Annotated in this window: 16 protein-coding genes and 1 tRNA gene; 11 read left to right on the top strand and 6 right to left on the bottom strand. The window is 46.1% G+C overall.

All coding sequences use genetic code 11. The annotated features are described in order from the left end of the window. Positions 1-614: 614 nt before the first annotated feature. The 3 genes from JOY44_RS15380 (at position 615) to JOY44_RS15370 (ending at position 3,399) form a co-directional block, all read left to right on the top strand. Positions 615-1,433 carry a tetratricopeptide repeat protein gene (locus JOY44_RS15380; RefSeq protein WP_171574534.1) on the top strand — a complete coding sequence of 273 codons (819 nt, stop codon included), beginning with the start codon at positions 615-617 and terminating at the stop codon, positions 1,431-1,433. 127 nt (positions 1,434-1,560) lie between these two features. Next, on the top strand, positions 1,561-2,379 hold the full coding sequence (locus tag JOY44_RS15375) for a tetratricopeptide repeat protein (protein ID WP_171574533.1): 819 nt from the start codon (positions 1,561-1,563) through the stop codon (positions 2,377-2,379). Positions 2,380-2,751: 372 nt separating this feature from the next. Continuing rightward, positions 2,752-3,399, top strand: coding sequence for a response regulator transcription factor (locus tag JOY44_RS15370; protein ID WP_171574532.1), 648 nt, complete (start codon positions 2,752-2,754; stop codon positions 3,397-3,399). A gap of 21 nt (positions 3,400-3,420) precedes the next feature. Here the strand turns inward: JOY44_RS15370 and JOY44_RS15365 are convergent, their stop codons facing one another. Continuing rightward, a complete protein-coding gene (locus JOY44_RS15365) occupies positions 3,421-4,158 on the bottom strand; it encodes a dienelactone hydrolase family protein (protein ID WP_171576023.1) in 738 nt (245 codons plus the stop codon). Positions 4,159-4,597: 439 nt separating this feature from the next. Between JOY44_RS15365 and JOY44_RS15360 the strand changes: the two genes are divergently transcribed. After that, entirely contained in the window at positions 4,598-5,527 is a 930-nt protein-coding gene (locus tag JOY44_RS15360; protein ID WP_171574531.1) for a phosphoribulokinase, read from the top strand. A gap of 130 nt (positions 5,528-5,657) precedes the next feature. Here JOY44_RS15360 and JOY44_RS15355 read toward each other — a convergent pair. Next, a tRNA-Ser gene (locus JOY44_RS15355) sits at positions 5,658-5,742 on the bottom strand. A gap of 37 nt (positions 5,743-5,779) precedes the next feature. Between JOY44_RS15355 and JOY44_RS15350 the strand changes: the two genes are divergently transcribed. The 3 genes from JOY44_RS15350 (at position 5,780) to JOY44_RS15340 (ending at position 8,098) form a co-directional block, all read left to right on the top strand. Further along, positions 5,780-6,790 carry an ABC transporter permease gene (locus tag JOY44_RS15350; RefSeq protein WP_171574530.1) on the top strand — a complete coding sequence of 337 codons (1,011 nt, stop codon included), beginning with the start codon at positions 5,780-5,782 and terminating at the stop codon, positions 6,788-6,790. Between the two features lie 23 nt (positions 6,791-6,813). Next, positions 6,814-7,653 carry an ABC transporter permease gene (locus JOY44_RS15345; RefSeq protein ID WP_171574529.1) on the top strand — a complete coding sequence of 280 codons (840 nt, stop codon included), beginning with the start codon at positions 6,814-6,816 and terminating at the stop codon, positions 7,651-7,653. Between the two features lie 244 nt (positions 7,654-7,897). Continuing rightward, positions 7,898-8,098 (top strand): hypothetical protein, encoded by a 201-nt coding sequence (locus JOY44_RS15340; protein ID WP_203032034.1) that lies wholly within the window; start codon positions 7,898-7,900, stop codon positions 8,096-8,098. A 163-nt stretch (positions 8,099-8,261) separates the two neighbouring features. Here JOY44_RS15340 and JOY44_RS15335 read toward each other — a convergent pair whose 3' ends face one another. Both JOY44_RS15335 and JOY44_RS15330 read right to left on the bottom strand, forming a co-directional pair. Next, entirely contained in the window at positions 8,262-9,059 is a 798-nt protein-coding gene (locus JOY44_RS15335; protein WP_171574526.1) for a RecB family exonuclease, read from the bottom strand. A gap of 89 nt (positions 9,060-9,148) precedes the next feature. Further along, positions 9,149-9,379: a DUF2811 domain-containing protein gene (locus tag JOY44_RS15330; protein ID WP_171574524.1), complete on the bottom strand. Its 231-nt coding sequence runs from the start codon at positions 9,377-9,379 to the stop codon at positions 9,149-9,151. A gap of 597 nt (positions 9,380-9,976) precedes the next feature. Here JOY44_RS15330 and JOY44_RS15325 point away from each other — a divergent pair. Then, on the top strand, positions 9,977-10,615 hold the full coding sequence (locus JOY44_RS15325; protein WP_171574522.1) for a cytochrome b/b6 domain-containing protein: 639 nt from the start codon (positions 9,977-9,979) through the stop codon (positions 10,613-10,615). A gap of 38 nt (positions 10,616-10,653) precedes the next feature. Further along, positions 10,654-11,376, top strand: a complete 723-nt coding sequence (locus JOY44_RS15320; RefSeq protein ID WP_171574521.1) for a molybdopterin-dependent oxidoreductase — start codon at positions 10,654-10,656, stop codon at positions 11,374-11,376. Here the strand turns inward: JOY44_RS15320 and JOY44_RS15315 are convergent. Beyond that, a complete protein-coding gene (locus JOY44_RS15315) occupies positions 11,373-12,002 on the bottom strand; it encodes a hypothetical protein (protein ID WP_197985442.1) in 630 nt (209 codons plus the stop codon). The genes JOY44_RS15320 and JOY44_RS15315 overlap by 4 nt on opposite strands. Positions 12,003-12,235: 233 nt before the next feature. Here JOY44_RS15315 and JOY44_RS15310 point away from each other — a divergent pair, with 233 nt between their 5' ends. After that, a complete protein-coding gene (locus JOY44_RS15310) occupies positions 12,236-12,568 on the top strand; it encodes a DUF565 domain-containing protein (RefSeq protein ID WP_171574520.1) in 333 nt (110 codons plus the stop codon). 74 nt (positions 12,569-12,642) lie between these two features. After that, entirely contained in the window at positions 12,643-14,529 is a 1,887-nt protein-coding gene (locus JOY44_RS15305; RefSeq protein ID WP_171574518.1) for an aminopeptidase P family protein, read from the top strand. Between the two features lie 278 nt (positions 14,530-14,807). On the opposite strand, the gene JOY44_RS15300 is transcribed toward JOY44_RS15305, so the two are convergent. Beyond that, positions 14,808-15,581 carry an MBL fold metallo-hydrolase gene (locus JOY44_RS15300; RefSeq protein WP_171574517.1) on the bottom strand — a complete coding sequence of 258 codons (774 nt, stop codon included), beginning with the start codon at positions 15,579-15,581 and terminating at the stop codon, positions 14,808-14,810. Between the last annotated feature and the right edge of the window lie 34 nt (positions 15,582-15,615).

Raw genomic sequence — 15,615 nt, 5'->3', positions numbered from 1 at the left:
TAATCAAAGAAAATTTTTCAGAAAATGTGGCTCGGTTGAATGAAATATTTCATTCTAAAAGGGCTACAGCCGAAACAAGCCACAAACAGCGCTAGATTCAGCCAATAGAGTGTTGACTGAAAACTAAACGCTACATCTGTTAACAGTCTAACGGGTTTAAGCCAAAATTAGCACTCTCGCCTCTTGAGTGCTAATTTAGCCAAACTTCAGTATCAATGCAATATTTTTATCGGTACGGAAATCCGTACCGATATGGCATTAATTGTTCTGAAGACGCATTTTTTCTATCTCGGTTCTGAAATCAGCGCATTAGCTGAGAGCATGAATGTGCTAGAGGGCACCTTATAATCACGTGGCACCTAAGTGACGCATTGGAAGCTAAAACAGCTAGTGATGTAGTCTAAATGCCAAGTACTGGTTGTCCATCAATAATGACCGAGACTCGAAATTTATTTGAAGCGGTACTCGCTAGGGTTTTACGGTCTTGTATACGGAGTTTACGGAGTAAACTCTAGCGATGCGTAAAGTCTTCTGTATATTTGCTGTTTAACTGTCTTGCGAGGTAAGGCACTTTATAGATACAACCTCGATTGTTCCACATTGATGGCAAAGACATGACAGACGTTCAAGAAATAGAAGTCATTTTCTTTTTTCAAAAAGGGCTATATCTCAACAAACAGAACAACTATAGTTCTGCGATCGCTAGCTATGATGCGGTTCTAATGCGACAGTCCGATTACCCTGATGCTTGGTATAACCGGGGAAATGCCCTTTATCGGTTGGGGCAGTATCACGCCGCTATTATGAGCTACGACAAGGCACTCGAATATGAACCCGGTTTTTCGGAAGCCTGGAATAACCGCGGCAGCGCCTTGGATGACTTACATCAGTATGAAGCCGCGATCGCTAGCTATGATAAAGCGTTGAAATATCGCCCCAACTATAGCTGGGCTTGGTACAACCGGGGCATTGCGCTGCGTAATTTAGAACGCTACGACGAAGCTATCAACAGCTATGACCGAGCAATTGAATTTAAGCCTGATTACTATTGGGCGTGGTATAATCGGGCACTAGCGTTAAAGCAGCTAGGAAAATTAAAAAGCGTTGTGGCATGCTATGACAAAGCAATCGAGTTCAAGCCTGACTTTGAGGAAGCTTGGACGCATCGTGGCAATGCCCTTTATCATCTAGGTTATTTAGAAGCTGCGATCGCCAGCTACGATAAAGCATTAACCTTAAAGCCAGACAGTCCTAATACGTTTTACAATCAAGCTTGCTGCTATGCACTTCAAAAAGAATACGATTTAGCATTTGATAGCTTACAGCGGGCAGTCGAACTCAGCCCTCAAGAATATCGAGAAATTGCTAAAACCAATTCAGATTTTGATGGATTGCGAGGAGATGAGCGGTTTGCAACCTTGATTAATGAGTAATTTCAAGAAATAAGCTTTAAAGGTGAGGAGACTTTTAGCATAGGTTTGAATGAGCATCTTTAGTAAAGCTTTCATGGCTAGTCGGCGCTGCTGGTACATTGAGTTGAGTTGAACAACTGAAAGTCTTATGAATCACAGCGAAGACTCCCAAATTTTATATAGTCATGGGCATGTCCTCCGCGAATTAGGACACCATACTAGAGCGGTGGATAAATATGATGCGGTTCTAACGAAGCAGCCGAGTGATCATAGGGCTTGGAACTGCCGCGGCTATGCTTTGGAAGCAGCGGGGCAATACGAAGAAGCCATGGTTAGCTTTGATCGAGCGATCTCACTTCAGCCTAAGTACGCTCCCGCCTGGCAGGGAAGAGGCATCGTCTTGGCAAAATTAATTCAGTATGAAGATGCCATTATCAGCTTTAACCGAGCGTTGAAGTTTCAACCAGAAGACTATCGAGCATGGCAAAATCATGGCAAGGCATTGATGGGACTATGTCGCTATAAGGATGCGATCGCCAGTTTTGAGCAAGTATTGACTCTCAAATCTGACAGCTATAAAGCTTGGTATAACAAAGCAGTTGCCCTAAGTTGCCTAAATCGCTACACTGAGGCCCTGACTAGCCTCAATAACGCGTTAATTATTAAGCCTAGCTGCCATTACGCTTGGAACTATCGTGGCATGGTGCTTTCTAAGTTAGAGCAGTTTCAAGAATCCCTTGCTAGTTTTGATAAATCCTTGCAGTCTAAGCCCAATAACGCTAACGCCTGGTACGGTAAAGCTTGCTGCTATGCTCTGCAAAACAACTCAGATCGAGCGATCGATCATCTCAAGCAAGCGATCAGCTACAGTCCTTATCTATGCCAACTGATGGCAAAAACTGACTCCAACTTTAATCGCATCCGTAGCGATCGTCGATTCCAAGCGCTGTTGCAAGACAGAATTTAAAACACTGTAGATTTAAGGTGAGGAACCTTCTGAGTAAAGGTTCCTCACCTTTATCGACTAAAATAGATTACCCCGCTGCAAACGAATGAGGTATCAGATTAAAAGTGACTTCTAATCTTATAAAGTTTTTTGTAAAGTAGAAAATATACTGACTGCATCATAGAATTCGTGCGTTTGTGGCTTACTGATATATAAGATTTATATAAAGTGAAGCGGTTATCATAGGTCTACCTAAAATAGTGTCAGGTATTCCTCAAGTCGCTTGGCAGGAGGCACCCCTTTTTCCATTAAAGGGATTCCGGCAATAAATGAGTTGCCAGAAATTCTACAGATTACCAGCGAGTTCATTCAGGAATAGGTAAGTAGCACGGCATGAAAGAAACCAGTGTAGGAAATCACAGACGACTGCTGCTAATTGATGATGACCCTAATTTAATTTTGTTAGTTAAAGACTACCTAGAGTTTCGGGGCTATGAAGTCATTACCGCAGAAAATGGTCGTGAAGCTCTAGAAGTTTTAGAGCAAGATATCCCAGACATGATTATTTGCGACGTCATGATGCCCGAAATGGATGGCTATTCTCTTGTGCGTCATGTGCGTGAAGATGCTCGCACTAGCTGGATTCCAGTTCTTTTCCTTTCAGCGAAAGGTCAAAGCCAAGACCGAGTGAAAGGGCTAAATACTGGGGCAGATGTGTATATGGTTAAGCCGTTTGAGCCAGAAGAGCTGGTTGCCCAGGTTGAATCTTCGCTGAAACAAGCAACGCGAATGTCTGAACGTCCGGGTAAAGGTAATGAATCAACACCCAAAATTCAGGTGCCTTTCGATGTAGAACTTACACCAACTGAGCTAAAGGTTGTTCAATTTGTGGCAAGAGGGATGGCAAACCGCGAAATTGCTGATCAACTTAAAGTCAGCCAACGAACAATTGAAAGTCACGTTAGCAATATGCTAGGTAAGACTGGATTACACAACCGTACAGAGCTAGCTCGTTGGGCGATCGAAAACAACATGGCATAATTAATTGTTAAGCAATAAATACTAGGCAAACACTTGATGCAGGAATACTATTATTTCTGCCCAGGCAGCGTCAGTTGCAACCGGATCAAAGCGATCGCCATCATCGCGCATAAAAGTATGGTTTGCTTCATAGAGAGAAGTTGTGTGTGAGACTCTCGTGCTTATAAGTTCCTGCATAATTCTTGTACGTCCTGCTTCAGGAATGTGAGGATCTAAGGTGCCAAACAGGATGAATAGCTCACCCTTCAACTCTGCCACACGCTCCAAAGTATCTGCTGTACCTTTGCCTAACTTGCCGTTATGAATGCCAGTAGGATAGCAGCACACCGAGGCTTTCACTGCATCGTTAAAAGCTGCTCGGAATGCTAAATGTCCACCAATGCAAAAGCCCATTGTGCCAATCTTGTCGGGCATGACCGTTTCTTCTTTTTTTAGGAAATCTAAAACTGCCTTTGTGTCAGCATCATAATCTGTGATCGCGGTTCGGCTGGCATTATCGTTTCCCCGCAGTCGCCCCAAGTCATCCGGTGAGATCGCCGATCCGATGGGTTCTAAGCGATGAAAAATTTCTGGTGCTGCCACCACATAGCCGTATCCTGCAAGGCGATCAGCGAGGCGAGTAATTGGGCTGCCTAGTTGATAAATATCGGAATAAAAGAGAATACCTGGATACTGTCCAATCGGCTTAGGTGATGACACATAGACCCTCATCAAACTGTTACCCACCGTCAAGCCAACATTACGCTTGATAATTTGCACAGATTTCAACTTTCATCGCTACTACGCTTTTATAACGTATTGTGCAGCTTAAAACTTTTAAGTCAGCTTGAAGACAAAAGGTTGATCTCCAGTATTCAGGTGATGCGATAAATCTGTGGAGCTATTTGTGGCGCTTTAAAATCAGAAAGAACGCCGACGACTTTCCGTGTTTCGTCTCGGCGTTCTTGCTGGTTCGCTCCTCACACTCCCTAAATATATAGCACCGACACACATCTGTCATCCTCTGGAAACATCAGAAAAAGTTATGCGGCTCCAGTGTTATTCCTTAAGGTAGTGCCATTCTAATCAAGGCTTTGGCATGCCTAAGTTAAATTAAGGTAAATCCCTACAGCTTGCATTGGTATCCCTTAAGTTTTAGTCTTGAAACATCAATGCGAGATTTCGCTTATTTACAGATTGCGTTTGTACAGGAGAACTCATGACCAATCGCCCAATTATCCTAGGCATCGTCGGCGACAGTGCGGCTGGCAAAACAACTCTGACACGAGGGATTGCCCAGGTATTGGGAGTTGAAAATGTCACAACGATTTGTACAGACGATTATCATCGATACGATCGCGCCCAGCGCGCAGAGATGGGAATTACAGCACTACATCCTGACTGTAACTATTTAGACATCATGCAGCAACACCTAGCACTGCTGCGAACGGGACAACCGATTCTGAAACCGATCTATAGCCACAAGACTGGAACATTTACAGCACCCGAATACATCAAACCAAATAAATTCGTCATTGTTGAAGGGTTACTTGGCTACTCAACCCGCGGTGCGCGTGACTGCTATGACGTGAAGGTTTATCTTGCGCCACCTGAATCCCTAAGAACTGAATGGAAGGTCAAGCGGGATACTCAAAAACGGGGCTACACAGCAGAACAAGTTATGGCAGAAATGCAGAAGCGAGAGCCAGATTCTGAGCAATTTATTCGTCATCAGCGGCAGTGGGCAGATATGGTCGTGACGTTTTATCCGCCAAGTGATGCGCCCAATGATAGAAATGGGCACTTAAACGTGCGGCTTGTTCTTAGACCAAATATCCCCCATCCTGATTTAACCAAGGTGGTCAGTAATGATGCTGATTATTCCAATACTGCTATTCGCCTGGGGCTAGATCGAGATATGGGTAAGCCAGTAGATGTGCTGGAAGTAGATGGGCACGCTACCGAGGAGCAGGTGATTCAACTAGAACATTTTATTTGTAGTGAAACACCGAATTTACTTTCGTTCTGCAATCGCGATATAAATCCAGGGCTGGGCAAAGTAACGGGCACAACTGGAGAAGCGCTACAGAGCTATCCGCTGGCGATTACCCAACTTTTAGTTGCGTATCATATGCTAAGAGCCACTTAACGCAAACTGGCGCATTTTGAATGGGCGCTATGGCATCTAGCAACAAAATAATAATTAAAGCTTGTAAATAAGACTGAAGGAAAATCACGATTCCTTCAGTCTTGATCATTTATGCTAACAGTGAAATCAACGGAGAGGCAGGGATTTGAACCCTGGGTTCCTTTCGGAACTCTCGATTTCAAGTCGAGTGCATTCGACCACTCTGCCACCTCTCCAAAAAGCGACCCTATTAGTTTAACCTGTTCAGAGTCAATGGGCTTCTATATCCTCAAGCGTTTATTTAGTTTGCTGCCTGTCTTATTTGGAATTACGCTGCTAGTGTTTGGATTTTTGCATTTGATTCCGGGCGATCCTGCTGTGGTTTTACTGGGAGAGCGTGCTACACCCGAACAACTTGCTGCTGTTAAAACGCAGCTTGGTTTAGATAAACCGCTATTGGTGCAATATCTGGCTTTTTTGAACAGCTTATTCCATTTTGATCTGGGCACTAGCATTATTAGCGGCATACCGATCGCAGATGAGCTAAAAGTTCGCTGCCCGGCCACGTTTGAGCTGGCGATCGCGGCAATGATGGTTGCTCTAATCATCGGCATTCCATCAGGCATCATCGCTGCCGTCCGCCGCAATAGCTGGGTTGATCATCTCACTATGACCGGATCACTACTCGGTGTTTCCCTACCGGTTTACTGGTTGGGGTTGCTGTTGATCTATCTTTTTGCCGTAAATTTGCAATGGCTGCCACCCAGCGGTCGAATTAGCGTCGATGCTGGCTTTACCTTTCAGCCGATTACGGGATTTTATATTTTAGATGCGGTGTTGCAAGGCAACAGCACTGCCTTAATGGATGGGTTAGCGCACCTGGTGCTACCAGCGATTACCTTGGGCACAATTCCCCTCGCAATTTTGGCAAGAATCACCCGCAGTTCCCTGTTAGAAACCCTGTCTCAAGACTATATTCGTACGGCTAAAGCCAAGGGCGTGCCAAAATTTTGGGTTGTCTGTCGCCATGCCCTAAAAAATGCGCTGTTGCCTGTGACCACGATCGCGGGATTGCAATTTGGTACGTTACTCGGCGGCGCAATTCTGACGGAAACCATTTTTGCATGGCCTGGAATTGGGTCTTGGATTTATCAAGGTATTTTGGAGCGTGATTATCCTGTGGTTCAGGGTGGGGTAATATTTGTGGCGATCGCTTTTGTTTTGGTTAATGCCTTAATCGACATTTCCTATGGTTTTATTGATCCAAGAATTCAGCTTCGGTAACCGCTCGTGGCTTTATCAAACCAATGTTGACAACCCGTGCCCAGCAGCAATTTTGGCAATCTACTTCTGGAAAGATTGGCGCAGTGTTGGCGATCGCGCTGGGAATGCTGGCATTGCTTGCGCCGATTCTGCATCCTTATGATCCGACGACTGATCGCGATTACCTTGCTCGGCTAGCATCACCTAGCAACCAGCATTGGTTTGGCACCGATGCTTTGGGGCGAGATGTGCTCACCCTAATCTGGTATGGCATCCGCACATCTCTATTTATCAGTGTGGTTTCCGTCAGCTTGGGCTTTTTGATAGGTGTGGGACTGGGGCTATTAGCCGGATATTTGCGCGGACGAGTCGATGGCGTGATTAGCTGGTTAACGGATATTTTGCTGGCATTCCCCTCAATTTTACTGGCGATCGCGATTGTCACCGTTACCGGACCCAGTTTGCAAAGCGCCATGGTTGCGATCGCGATCGTCCAAATTCCTATATATATCCGCCTCGCGCGATCGATGGTGCTATCGCTCCGAGAGCAAGAATTTGTTCAAGCTGCCCGCGCCCTTGGTGCCACTCCTTTTCAAATTCTTTTCCAACATATTCTGCCAGCCAGTCTTGCCCCTCTGATTGTGCAAGCCAGCCTTTCGATCGGAACCGCTACCTTAGAAGCCGCTGGATTAGGCTTTTTAGGACTGGGTGCCCAACCTCCAACGCCTGAATTAGGCAGCATGTTAGCAGACGCATTTAAAGGCGGTTACTCTCTCACCTCCCCTTGGACAACTATCTTTCCAGGTCTATTCATCACTCTAATGGTGCTAGCATTTAACCTCTTGGGAGACGGGCTAAGAGATGGTCTAGATCCAAAAGGCTAGTAGAGTGCGCCGTAGTTCAGTCAACCTTGCTAGAAAGTTTTAAGTCTTATTTGCGCCGCATTCTCGTAGGGAATGTTTTAAGCCTTGGCTTCCGGTGAGTCAGCTTAACTGAAATCAGCCTAACCAAAATTTGAGGGCTATTTGGGAAGCAGCTCCATAGGTGGAATCCCTTTAAAGATTTTCCTGATCAGTTAGCCGCATGTCCGTATCAGGTATCAGAACCTCTGAAACGGATTTTTTGCTTATGCGCCTGCTTACCAACACTTTACTGTGCAGCTCACTGCTAACCCTAGTTGCAGTCACAACCTATACCGATGATGCTCAATCGATTAGCCAATATTCTAAAGCTGATAGCTCTCACCCAACGGTAGAAGCCCTTTTGCAAAATGGATCTCCTAAACATCGTGGGAGTGGTCGCTGCGAGTTGGCTCAATATGATGTCTAGATTCAACCAGTATTTCCAGATCGCGAAGACTTTAGCCATCAAACCTTAAAAAGAAAAAAGCAGGTGATAGAAGAAAACGACACTTTAGAATACGACTTCTAATCTATCGTTTATCGACTACCACCCACTGAGTCATCAGCGAAAACTGTAAACTGCCTAGCTGCTACGCAAAATTCAACGCTAGTTGCAGTTGGGGCTTAGACCGGGTTTCTGGTACAGGAGCGGGGTTGGCTGTTACTGAAGGGCAATATCTGGCAAAGGTACAGCGATCGCACTGTTTACCAGGCGTAGGTTCCCAACCGCGATCGTGGCGCAACCGCACCGCCAAATCCCCAACCATCGTTTGCACCTGCTTTCGATGTTCCCCCGTGGCTTTGAACCGAATCTTTTCACCTGTACGTAAAAACAACAGGCTCAAATACTGCAAACTTTGACGATAGGTTTGCTCCAAAGCAAGGTAGTAAAGCCCGATCTGGATATCGATTTCTGACGCATCGGGCAGCTTTACCTCGCGGCTCGACTTATAGTCAATCAACTCCAACCCCCCATCTTGTAGAAAATCAATTCGGTCATAGCGACCCGATATGACAAATTCCAGATTTTCTACTTGCAAATATCCCTGAATTTTGCCCTCCACTGCCAAAGGTTGACGGATGGAAACCTCGGTAGCAATAAAGTTCCGATAGTACTGCTCTAGAATTTTTAATCCTTCAACCACTTGGCTATTACTTAGCCCACCGGAATGCTCTTGCCAGCACTGCTGCACCCATTGCATCGTAGGTAAGGGAAAGCGATAGTGCCAATCGCGATGGCATTGTGCTAAAGCTTGGTGCAATGCGTTTCCTAAAGCGGCTGACCCAAAAAACTCAGGTGTTGTCAGCTTGTGCTCATAGCGAAGAAAATAAGCATAAGGACACCGATGATAAGTCTGGAGCTTGGTTGCTGAGATCTGATAAGTCATAGGGATCGGATTTCAAAAAAGCCAGAGCGGTGTTCTGCTTTTGGGTCTGCGTGCTAGCTAGGCAAGATTGACCCAAGAAGAATAAAAGTCTAGTTTTGTCCAATGGGGCGCTTGAACAAAGCATCTAGATAAATGCGCGAAGCTTGCCGATGGTTTAATTTTTCGGGAGCGGCTTCACTCTGGTTTTGCAATAAAAATAGCGACAGTGCTGCGGTAATGACTCGATCTTGATCCCAGTCGGGGCGCATTTCCAAATAGCTCTGAAGGGACTCATGCAAAATTTCGGGTACTTCAACAAGCAGACTAACCGTGGTATCCATAAATTTCTACTCTCGCGCAGGTAAAGAGGATAAACAAGACAACGAACTACGAAGACAGCAAAGCCAGCCAAACTCTTTAGCAGATCTGAATAATCCACAAAATTGAATTACAACCCTGTGGATTTCGCTTTTGGAGATCAGGCTTGTGTATGTCTCAGTCGCCCCATTCTCAATGGAATTGCCTAGGTTGTCAATGTTGAGAAATATTGCGAGTTGATTTCAAATCAAAAAAGCTTTACGAAAGAATGGGCATTTCAGCCACTTTCTTGTTACTTAAGTTAACAAAAACTCCACCTAAGCAAAACTGTTGAGCAAGAAAGCAGGGTGGCTTCGCTAACGCGGGAAAGTCCGATTCCTTCGTAGCACCTGTGGAAAACAAACCAAAATATGTGGAAAACCTGTGGAGAGGATGTGGAAAAAAAGGAGATTTACTGTGGAAAGGATGTGGAATAAACAGGAAAAGTATGGCGAATGCTAAGTTATGTAATGTTTTCTACAACACTAAGATTTAATTAATTGAATAAATTCAGTTAACTAAATCTGATGAAATGAGGCTGTTCAGTTAGAGTAGAAATGGCTCTGTAACAAACTGTTGCAATGAATTCTCCTGGCTCTCCTCAAGTAGCAAAACCGCAAGACTTGAAGAAAAAGACACCGCGATCGCTTCAAGCTCTGCCCGCCAAAGTTTTTCACTGGCTCAACATCGTTAGTTTGACAGTGATGCTCATGAGTGGCTTACAGATTTACAACGCTAACCCTGTGTTTGGTGGACGGGAAGGCTGGCACATTCCCCAATTTTTTCTGCTGGGTGGTTGGCTGGCGGGTGGACGACATTGGCACTTTGCGGCGATGTGGGTGTTTTCATTAAACCTGCTGTGGTATGGCGTGTATGTGCTGATCACTCAACGCTGGCAGCATCGGTTTGTTGGCGGAAACGATGTGAAAGCGCTACAAGTGGGCAAAAATCCTAAGCGCAAGATTTATGCATGGCATCGGATTGTTTACACATCCATTATTCCAATTTTGCTGCTGGCGCTGTTCACAGGGCTTGGCATGTATAAACCGGCGCAGTTTCCTTGGATTGTGGAGTGCTTTGGCGATTGGTTTGCCTTACGTGTCGTGCATTTTGCCTCGGTGCCCCTGGTGATTGTGTTTGCGATCGCTCACTCGCTTCTATCACTCAAAGCCGGCGGGGAACGACTGGTGAATTCGATGTTGTGGGATGAGATGCTTTGAACAAGTGGCGAGTAGGGAAGAGGAAATAAAGAAAGGGTATGGCAGAAGAGGTAAATTCGGAAAGTTCGATTAACCGACGGAATTTGTTGCGGTTGTCGGGCTATTCGCTGGGTGGAATGTTGGTGGGTGGTTCAGTGTTGACGTTAGCGGAGAGCTTGGCAGGAAAGGCAACTGAGCCATTGAACCAAAAGATGGAAGAGTTGCTGCTAAAACCCCAAACTCCGGTGCCAGAGTTTTCGGTGAGTCAAGTCGAGCCAAATGCGCTGATTGTTAACACCTACGATTTCACACCTGCCATCAACTTGAATGATTTTCGGCTAGTAGTGGATGGTGAGGTCAATAATCCGCTGAGCCTGGATCTGACAGCAATTCAAAAAATGCCGAGAAAGTCGATGGTGATTCGGCACGTGTGTGTAGAAGGCTGGGCGGCGATCGTGCAGTGGGCAGGGGTTCCGTTACGAGAATTGATCCAGCTAGCACAGCCGAAACCTGGCGTAAAATATGCCTATTTTATTTCTGCTGATCGCTACTACGAAAGTTGGGATTTAGCGTCCTGTTTACATCCTCAAACAATGCTGGCCTATGAGAAAAATGGCGCACCTTTGCCAATAGACCATGGTGCACCGTTACGGCTTGCGTCTCCAATTAAGCTGGGCTACAAATTGAGTAAATGGGTCATTCAAGTCACATTGGTGAGCAACTTGTTACCCCGGCGGGGTTTTTGGGAAGATCAAAGCTACGAATGGTTTGCAGGGCTTTAGGGTTGCAGTGTCAGTCGCCACTCGGCAACCTTTGGAGTCCATGCCGGAATTGAGGTTTCACCCACTACATAAGGTCCCCAATAGCGACGAGAACCATCTTGGGCAAAGGCGACCAAAATATCACCTTTTTTGAGTTTAATCTGGCGATTGGGTAGCGATAAGAGTAAACCTTTTTCGCTACCTTCACCTGGATCAAAATCCCAATGGGCAGGCGATTCATAACCTGATTGACTTTGATTGGTAGAGTTTTTAGTGCCTGGTTTCTTCAGCAAAACGGCAACTCGCACTGGATGATCGGTAGGATTGCCCACTCGCAGTAATCCCTGCACAGCCGCGATCGCGATGGAATCTGTTTTTGCGGCTGTAATGGTTTTTTGAGCAGTCGCTGCCGCAGGCTTCATCTGAGCCAGCGAGGTTGAGACTACTGGTGGCGGGTTAACTCCATTGGGTGCACTTGATGCTTCTGGCAAAGAATTAACTAGTGCTGACGGCTCAAATAGCCACTGAACCATACCCCAGCCACCAAACACTGTCAACAGAACTACTCCTGCTAAAGTCGCGATCGTAGACACTCGCCCAACCTTGATATCCCTGATAATTTCTCGCATTGCCCGTCTGCCAACCATGCCAATACTCTAGTAATAACAACTTTTCGATCGCTCACACATAGAACTTTTCATCCTCAAAAAACTTAGGATATTTAGGGATGAGAATCGTTAGAAACCAGAAAGGTTCCAAGTTCAAGCCCTGAGTTTCACAGTTTTCTCAGATTGCTTTGTTTTTTTGGTTTCTACCTAGTGTCTCTTCCTGTTTACTAAACCCCGCTCTTCTAAATAAATCGTCTAAATCGTCGCCTCCTATGCAAAATACTCGAATTAGTACATTGTTTGACAATATTGTGGATGGATTGGCTCGCTTCTTTCTCAATCCTTGGCGGCGATTTTCCATACTGCTGATTAGTTTGCTATTGGGAAACTTCTTGGGAACCGCCGTTTCCACTATTTCAGGACAAAAAGCAGACTTAGATATTGTGGCATCAGCACTCTTAGTCGCAGCCACAGAAGTCATTAGCCGTCTTGCTTACAGCACCCCTATTGCAACCGCGAGATCGCTCCCGGTACAAGTTCTCAACGCAGTCAAACTTGGGCTCATCTACAGTTTATTTGTGGAAGCCTTCAAATTGGGTTCCTAGAGAGTAAATATTAGGTGTCAGGTGCTAGAATCCTTCATCTACGACCTCTTGATTCGCCGTTTTCTATACTCCCCATGACTCCTACCGACTTGTTGTCAGCGCCGATTCGAACCACAGATGTTGCTGCCAAGCTGACCGTATTGCGATCGCTCTTTGCCGACCATGCCTTAGATGCCTATCTGATTCCTTCAGCGGATGAGCATTTAAATGAATATTTGCCAGAGGTTAAACAGCGGCGCAAGTGGGCAAGCGGTTTTACAGGATCATCAGGCGATTTTCTAGTGGGGCAAACTCAAGCATGGGTGTTTGTCGATTCTCGCTACTACGAGCAAGCGGATTTGGAAGTGAATGCTGCTGTGATTCAGGTGTCTAAGTTGGGATTAGATGACCACAAAACTCTGGAAGAGGTAGTGGAAGAGTTGGGGCGAACGACTCAAGCAGAACATCCCTTTCGATTGGGCTACGATCCATTTACGCTGTCAATCAGTCAATTTCGCGAGTTTCACAAAAAGGTGGAACCTTACGGCGTGGTACTGGTGGCGATCGCCACCAATCTGGTTGACCAGGTGAGATCGCAAAGTCCTTGGATCAATGAAATTTTGCCTGCTTACGCCGACTCGCCGCTGTTTCATTTGCCGGATGAACAAACGGGTGAGGCGATCGCGCAAAAGCTGGCGCGCACCCGTGAAAAGCTAGCCAAAGCGAGCGCGCAGATATTACCCATCACCAAACTGGATCAAATTGCGTGGCTGTTTAACTTACGCGGCTGGGATGTGTCCTACAATCCGGTTTTCATTGCCTACGCGATCGTCACAGCTGAGCAGGCGTTTCTGTTTACTAACGAACATCGGATTGAGCCAACCCTGCGACAGTTTTTAGCACTCCATGTCACCCTACTGCCCTATGACCAGTATGTGGCCACCCTGAGATCGCTGCTCACGCTCAACAGTCGCGTGCTGATTGATCCGAAGCACACCACCATGGGCACCTACCAAATATTGAAACCAGACTCGGAACCAGCGCGCTGCAAAATTGCGGAAACGGCAAACCCAATTGAGGAAATGAAAGCACGCAAAAATGCGATCGAAATTGCGCAGATGCAGCAGGCAAACCTAAAAGCTAGCCGCGCAAAAACTCGCACAATAAAATGGCTATTCGATCAGCTTGAAGCCGAGAATCGCATCACCGAAGCCGATGTTGCCGCTACAATTGAGGTTTTTTATCAGGCAGAGGCCAGCTTTCAAGGCTTGAGCTTTAACACAATCGCAGGTAGCGGCAGCAACAGTTCCATCGTTCACTACGGCACTCCAAATCCTCAAAAGATCTTGCAGCCAGGAGAATTACTACTCCTCGATTCCGGTGCTCAATACGCCGCTGGGACTACGGATGATACACGCACGGTTGCCGTCGGTGTACCCACCTCAAGGCAAATTGAATGTTATACCGAAGTGCTGAAAGCCCACATCAACTGTGCCATGCAGCAGTTTCCCAAAGGCACCACTGGAGCGCAACTCGATGGGATTACGCGATCAACTCTGTGGCACGCTGGATTGGATTATGGGCATGGCACCGGGCACGGCGTTGGCGCATTCCTTAATGTCCATGAGGGACCCAACGGCATCAGCAAGCGCGTCAGTCAATCGCTGGAACCTGGCATGATCACCAGTATTGAACCAGGATTCTATCAGCCAGGCTGGGGAGGCATCCGTATCGAAAATTTATACGTGATCGTAGAAATGCCTCAGGAAGAAAAAAAAGACTCCGATGAAGCCAAAACACCCTGGTATGGCTTCGAGTCTCTCACTTACATTCCCTTTGATAACCGCCTAATCGACCTGTCCAGTCTCGACTCCCGTCAACACGCATGGCTACAACGCTACTATCACACTATTGTCGCTAAACTCACGCCCACTCTCAGCCAAGCCGATGCCGACTGGCTCAAACGTATTTGCACCCTTTAAACTTGCCCAAGCCACTCAAAAATATCACTTCAGGCAACTGAAAATATCGTTTGAAGGTTACTGCCTCAGAGTCGCTGCATGAAAGCAGCTCAAAAACGGTTCTGGGGTCGCCAGAGAAGATATGTGACCAACCCGGTTAGCGCAGACAGCATTAAAACAGACAGCATCACTAAACACCCTAAGCATCACCTTCCTTAAGATTCCCTATCAGGAAAGTGATAACTTTCAGCTGAATAGACGCAATTACTCCGCCAAATTACTGATTTAAATCCAAGTTACTAAAATTGATAGTTCATTACATTAACTACCATGCCGTTTTTAGGTAGATCTGAGAGTCGAATTGCGATCGCGTTTCCTGAGCGGCGGACAGGAGTACCACTCATTAGAGTTAAGAAATTATCGACTGGTAGGATATCACAAGTATCTTTAGCAGCGGCTTGAGTCCGGTAATGAGTTGGAACTACCATTTTCGGATTGAGAATCGCGATCGCCTGCTTCGCTTCTTCAGGAGTATAGGCTTTAGAACCATTTCCCACGGGAATAAAAAGTATATCTGGGGTTCCCATCAAGATCTTTTGCTCTGGAGAGATTGGGGCTGCCGCACCTCCCAAATGAAGAATTTCAACTCCAGCTTGTTTCCATTTCCAGGCAACGTTTATCCCAAAGCGTTTACCTTCTTGGCGATCGTGAGCCGTGCGAACTCCCTGAATTTTAATGCCACTCACTTGATAAGCACCTGGCTCATAAAGCAGCCGAGGATTACCCGGCACAATCTCTACGGCTCCTTCATCTAGCAACTGGCTACTAATCAATACTAGATCGGTATTAACTCTAGGAAGGCGATATCCATTTGTACACCCTAGCTTACGAAAAGGATTCACCAAAATTCGACGACCACCACCAGCAAACAAAAAACAGGTGTGTCCGAACCACTGTATGGACAAGGGGCTTTGAGGTTGAGCTTGAGCGTGCTCAAGATTGGAAATCAAGCCCATCCCACATGCTGTCAATAGGCTTGTTCCTGCGTAACGAATTAACTTGCGCCGTTTCATAATCTCCTCATTAAGCCACAAATAAATTTAGAAA

This window comes from Leptolyngbya sp. Cla-17, from assembly GCF_016807185.1.
Lineage (GTDB): Bacteria > Cyanobacteriota > Cyanobacteriia > Leptolyngbyales > Leptolyngbyaceae > ULC077BIN1.
This window is presented reverse-complemented; position numbering and strand designations above follow the sequence as displayed.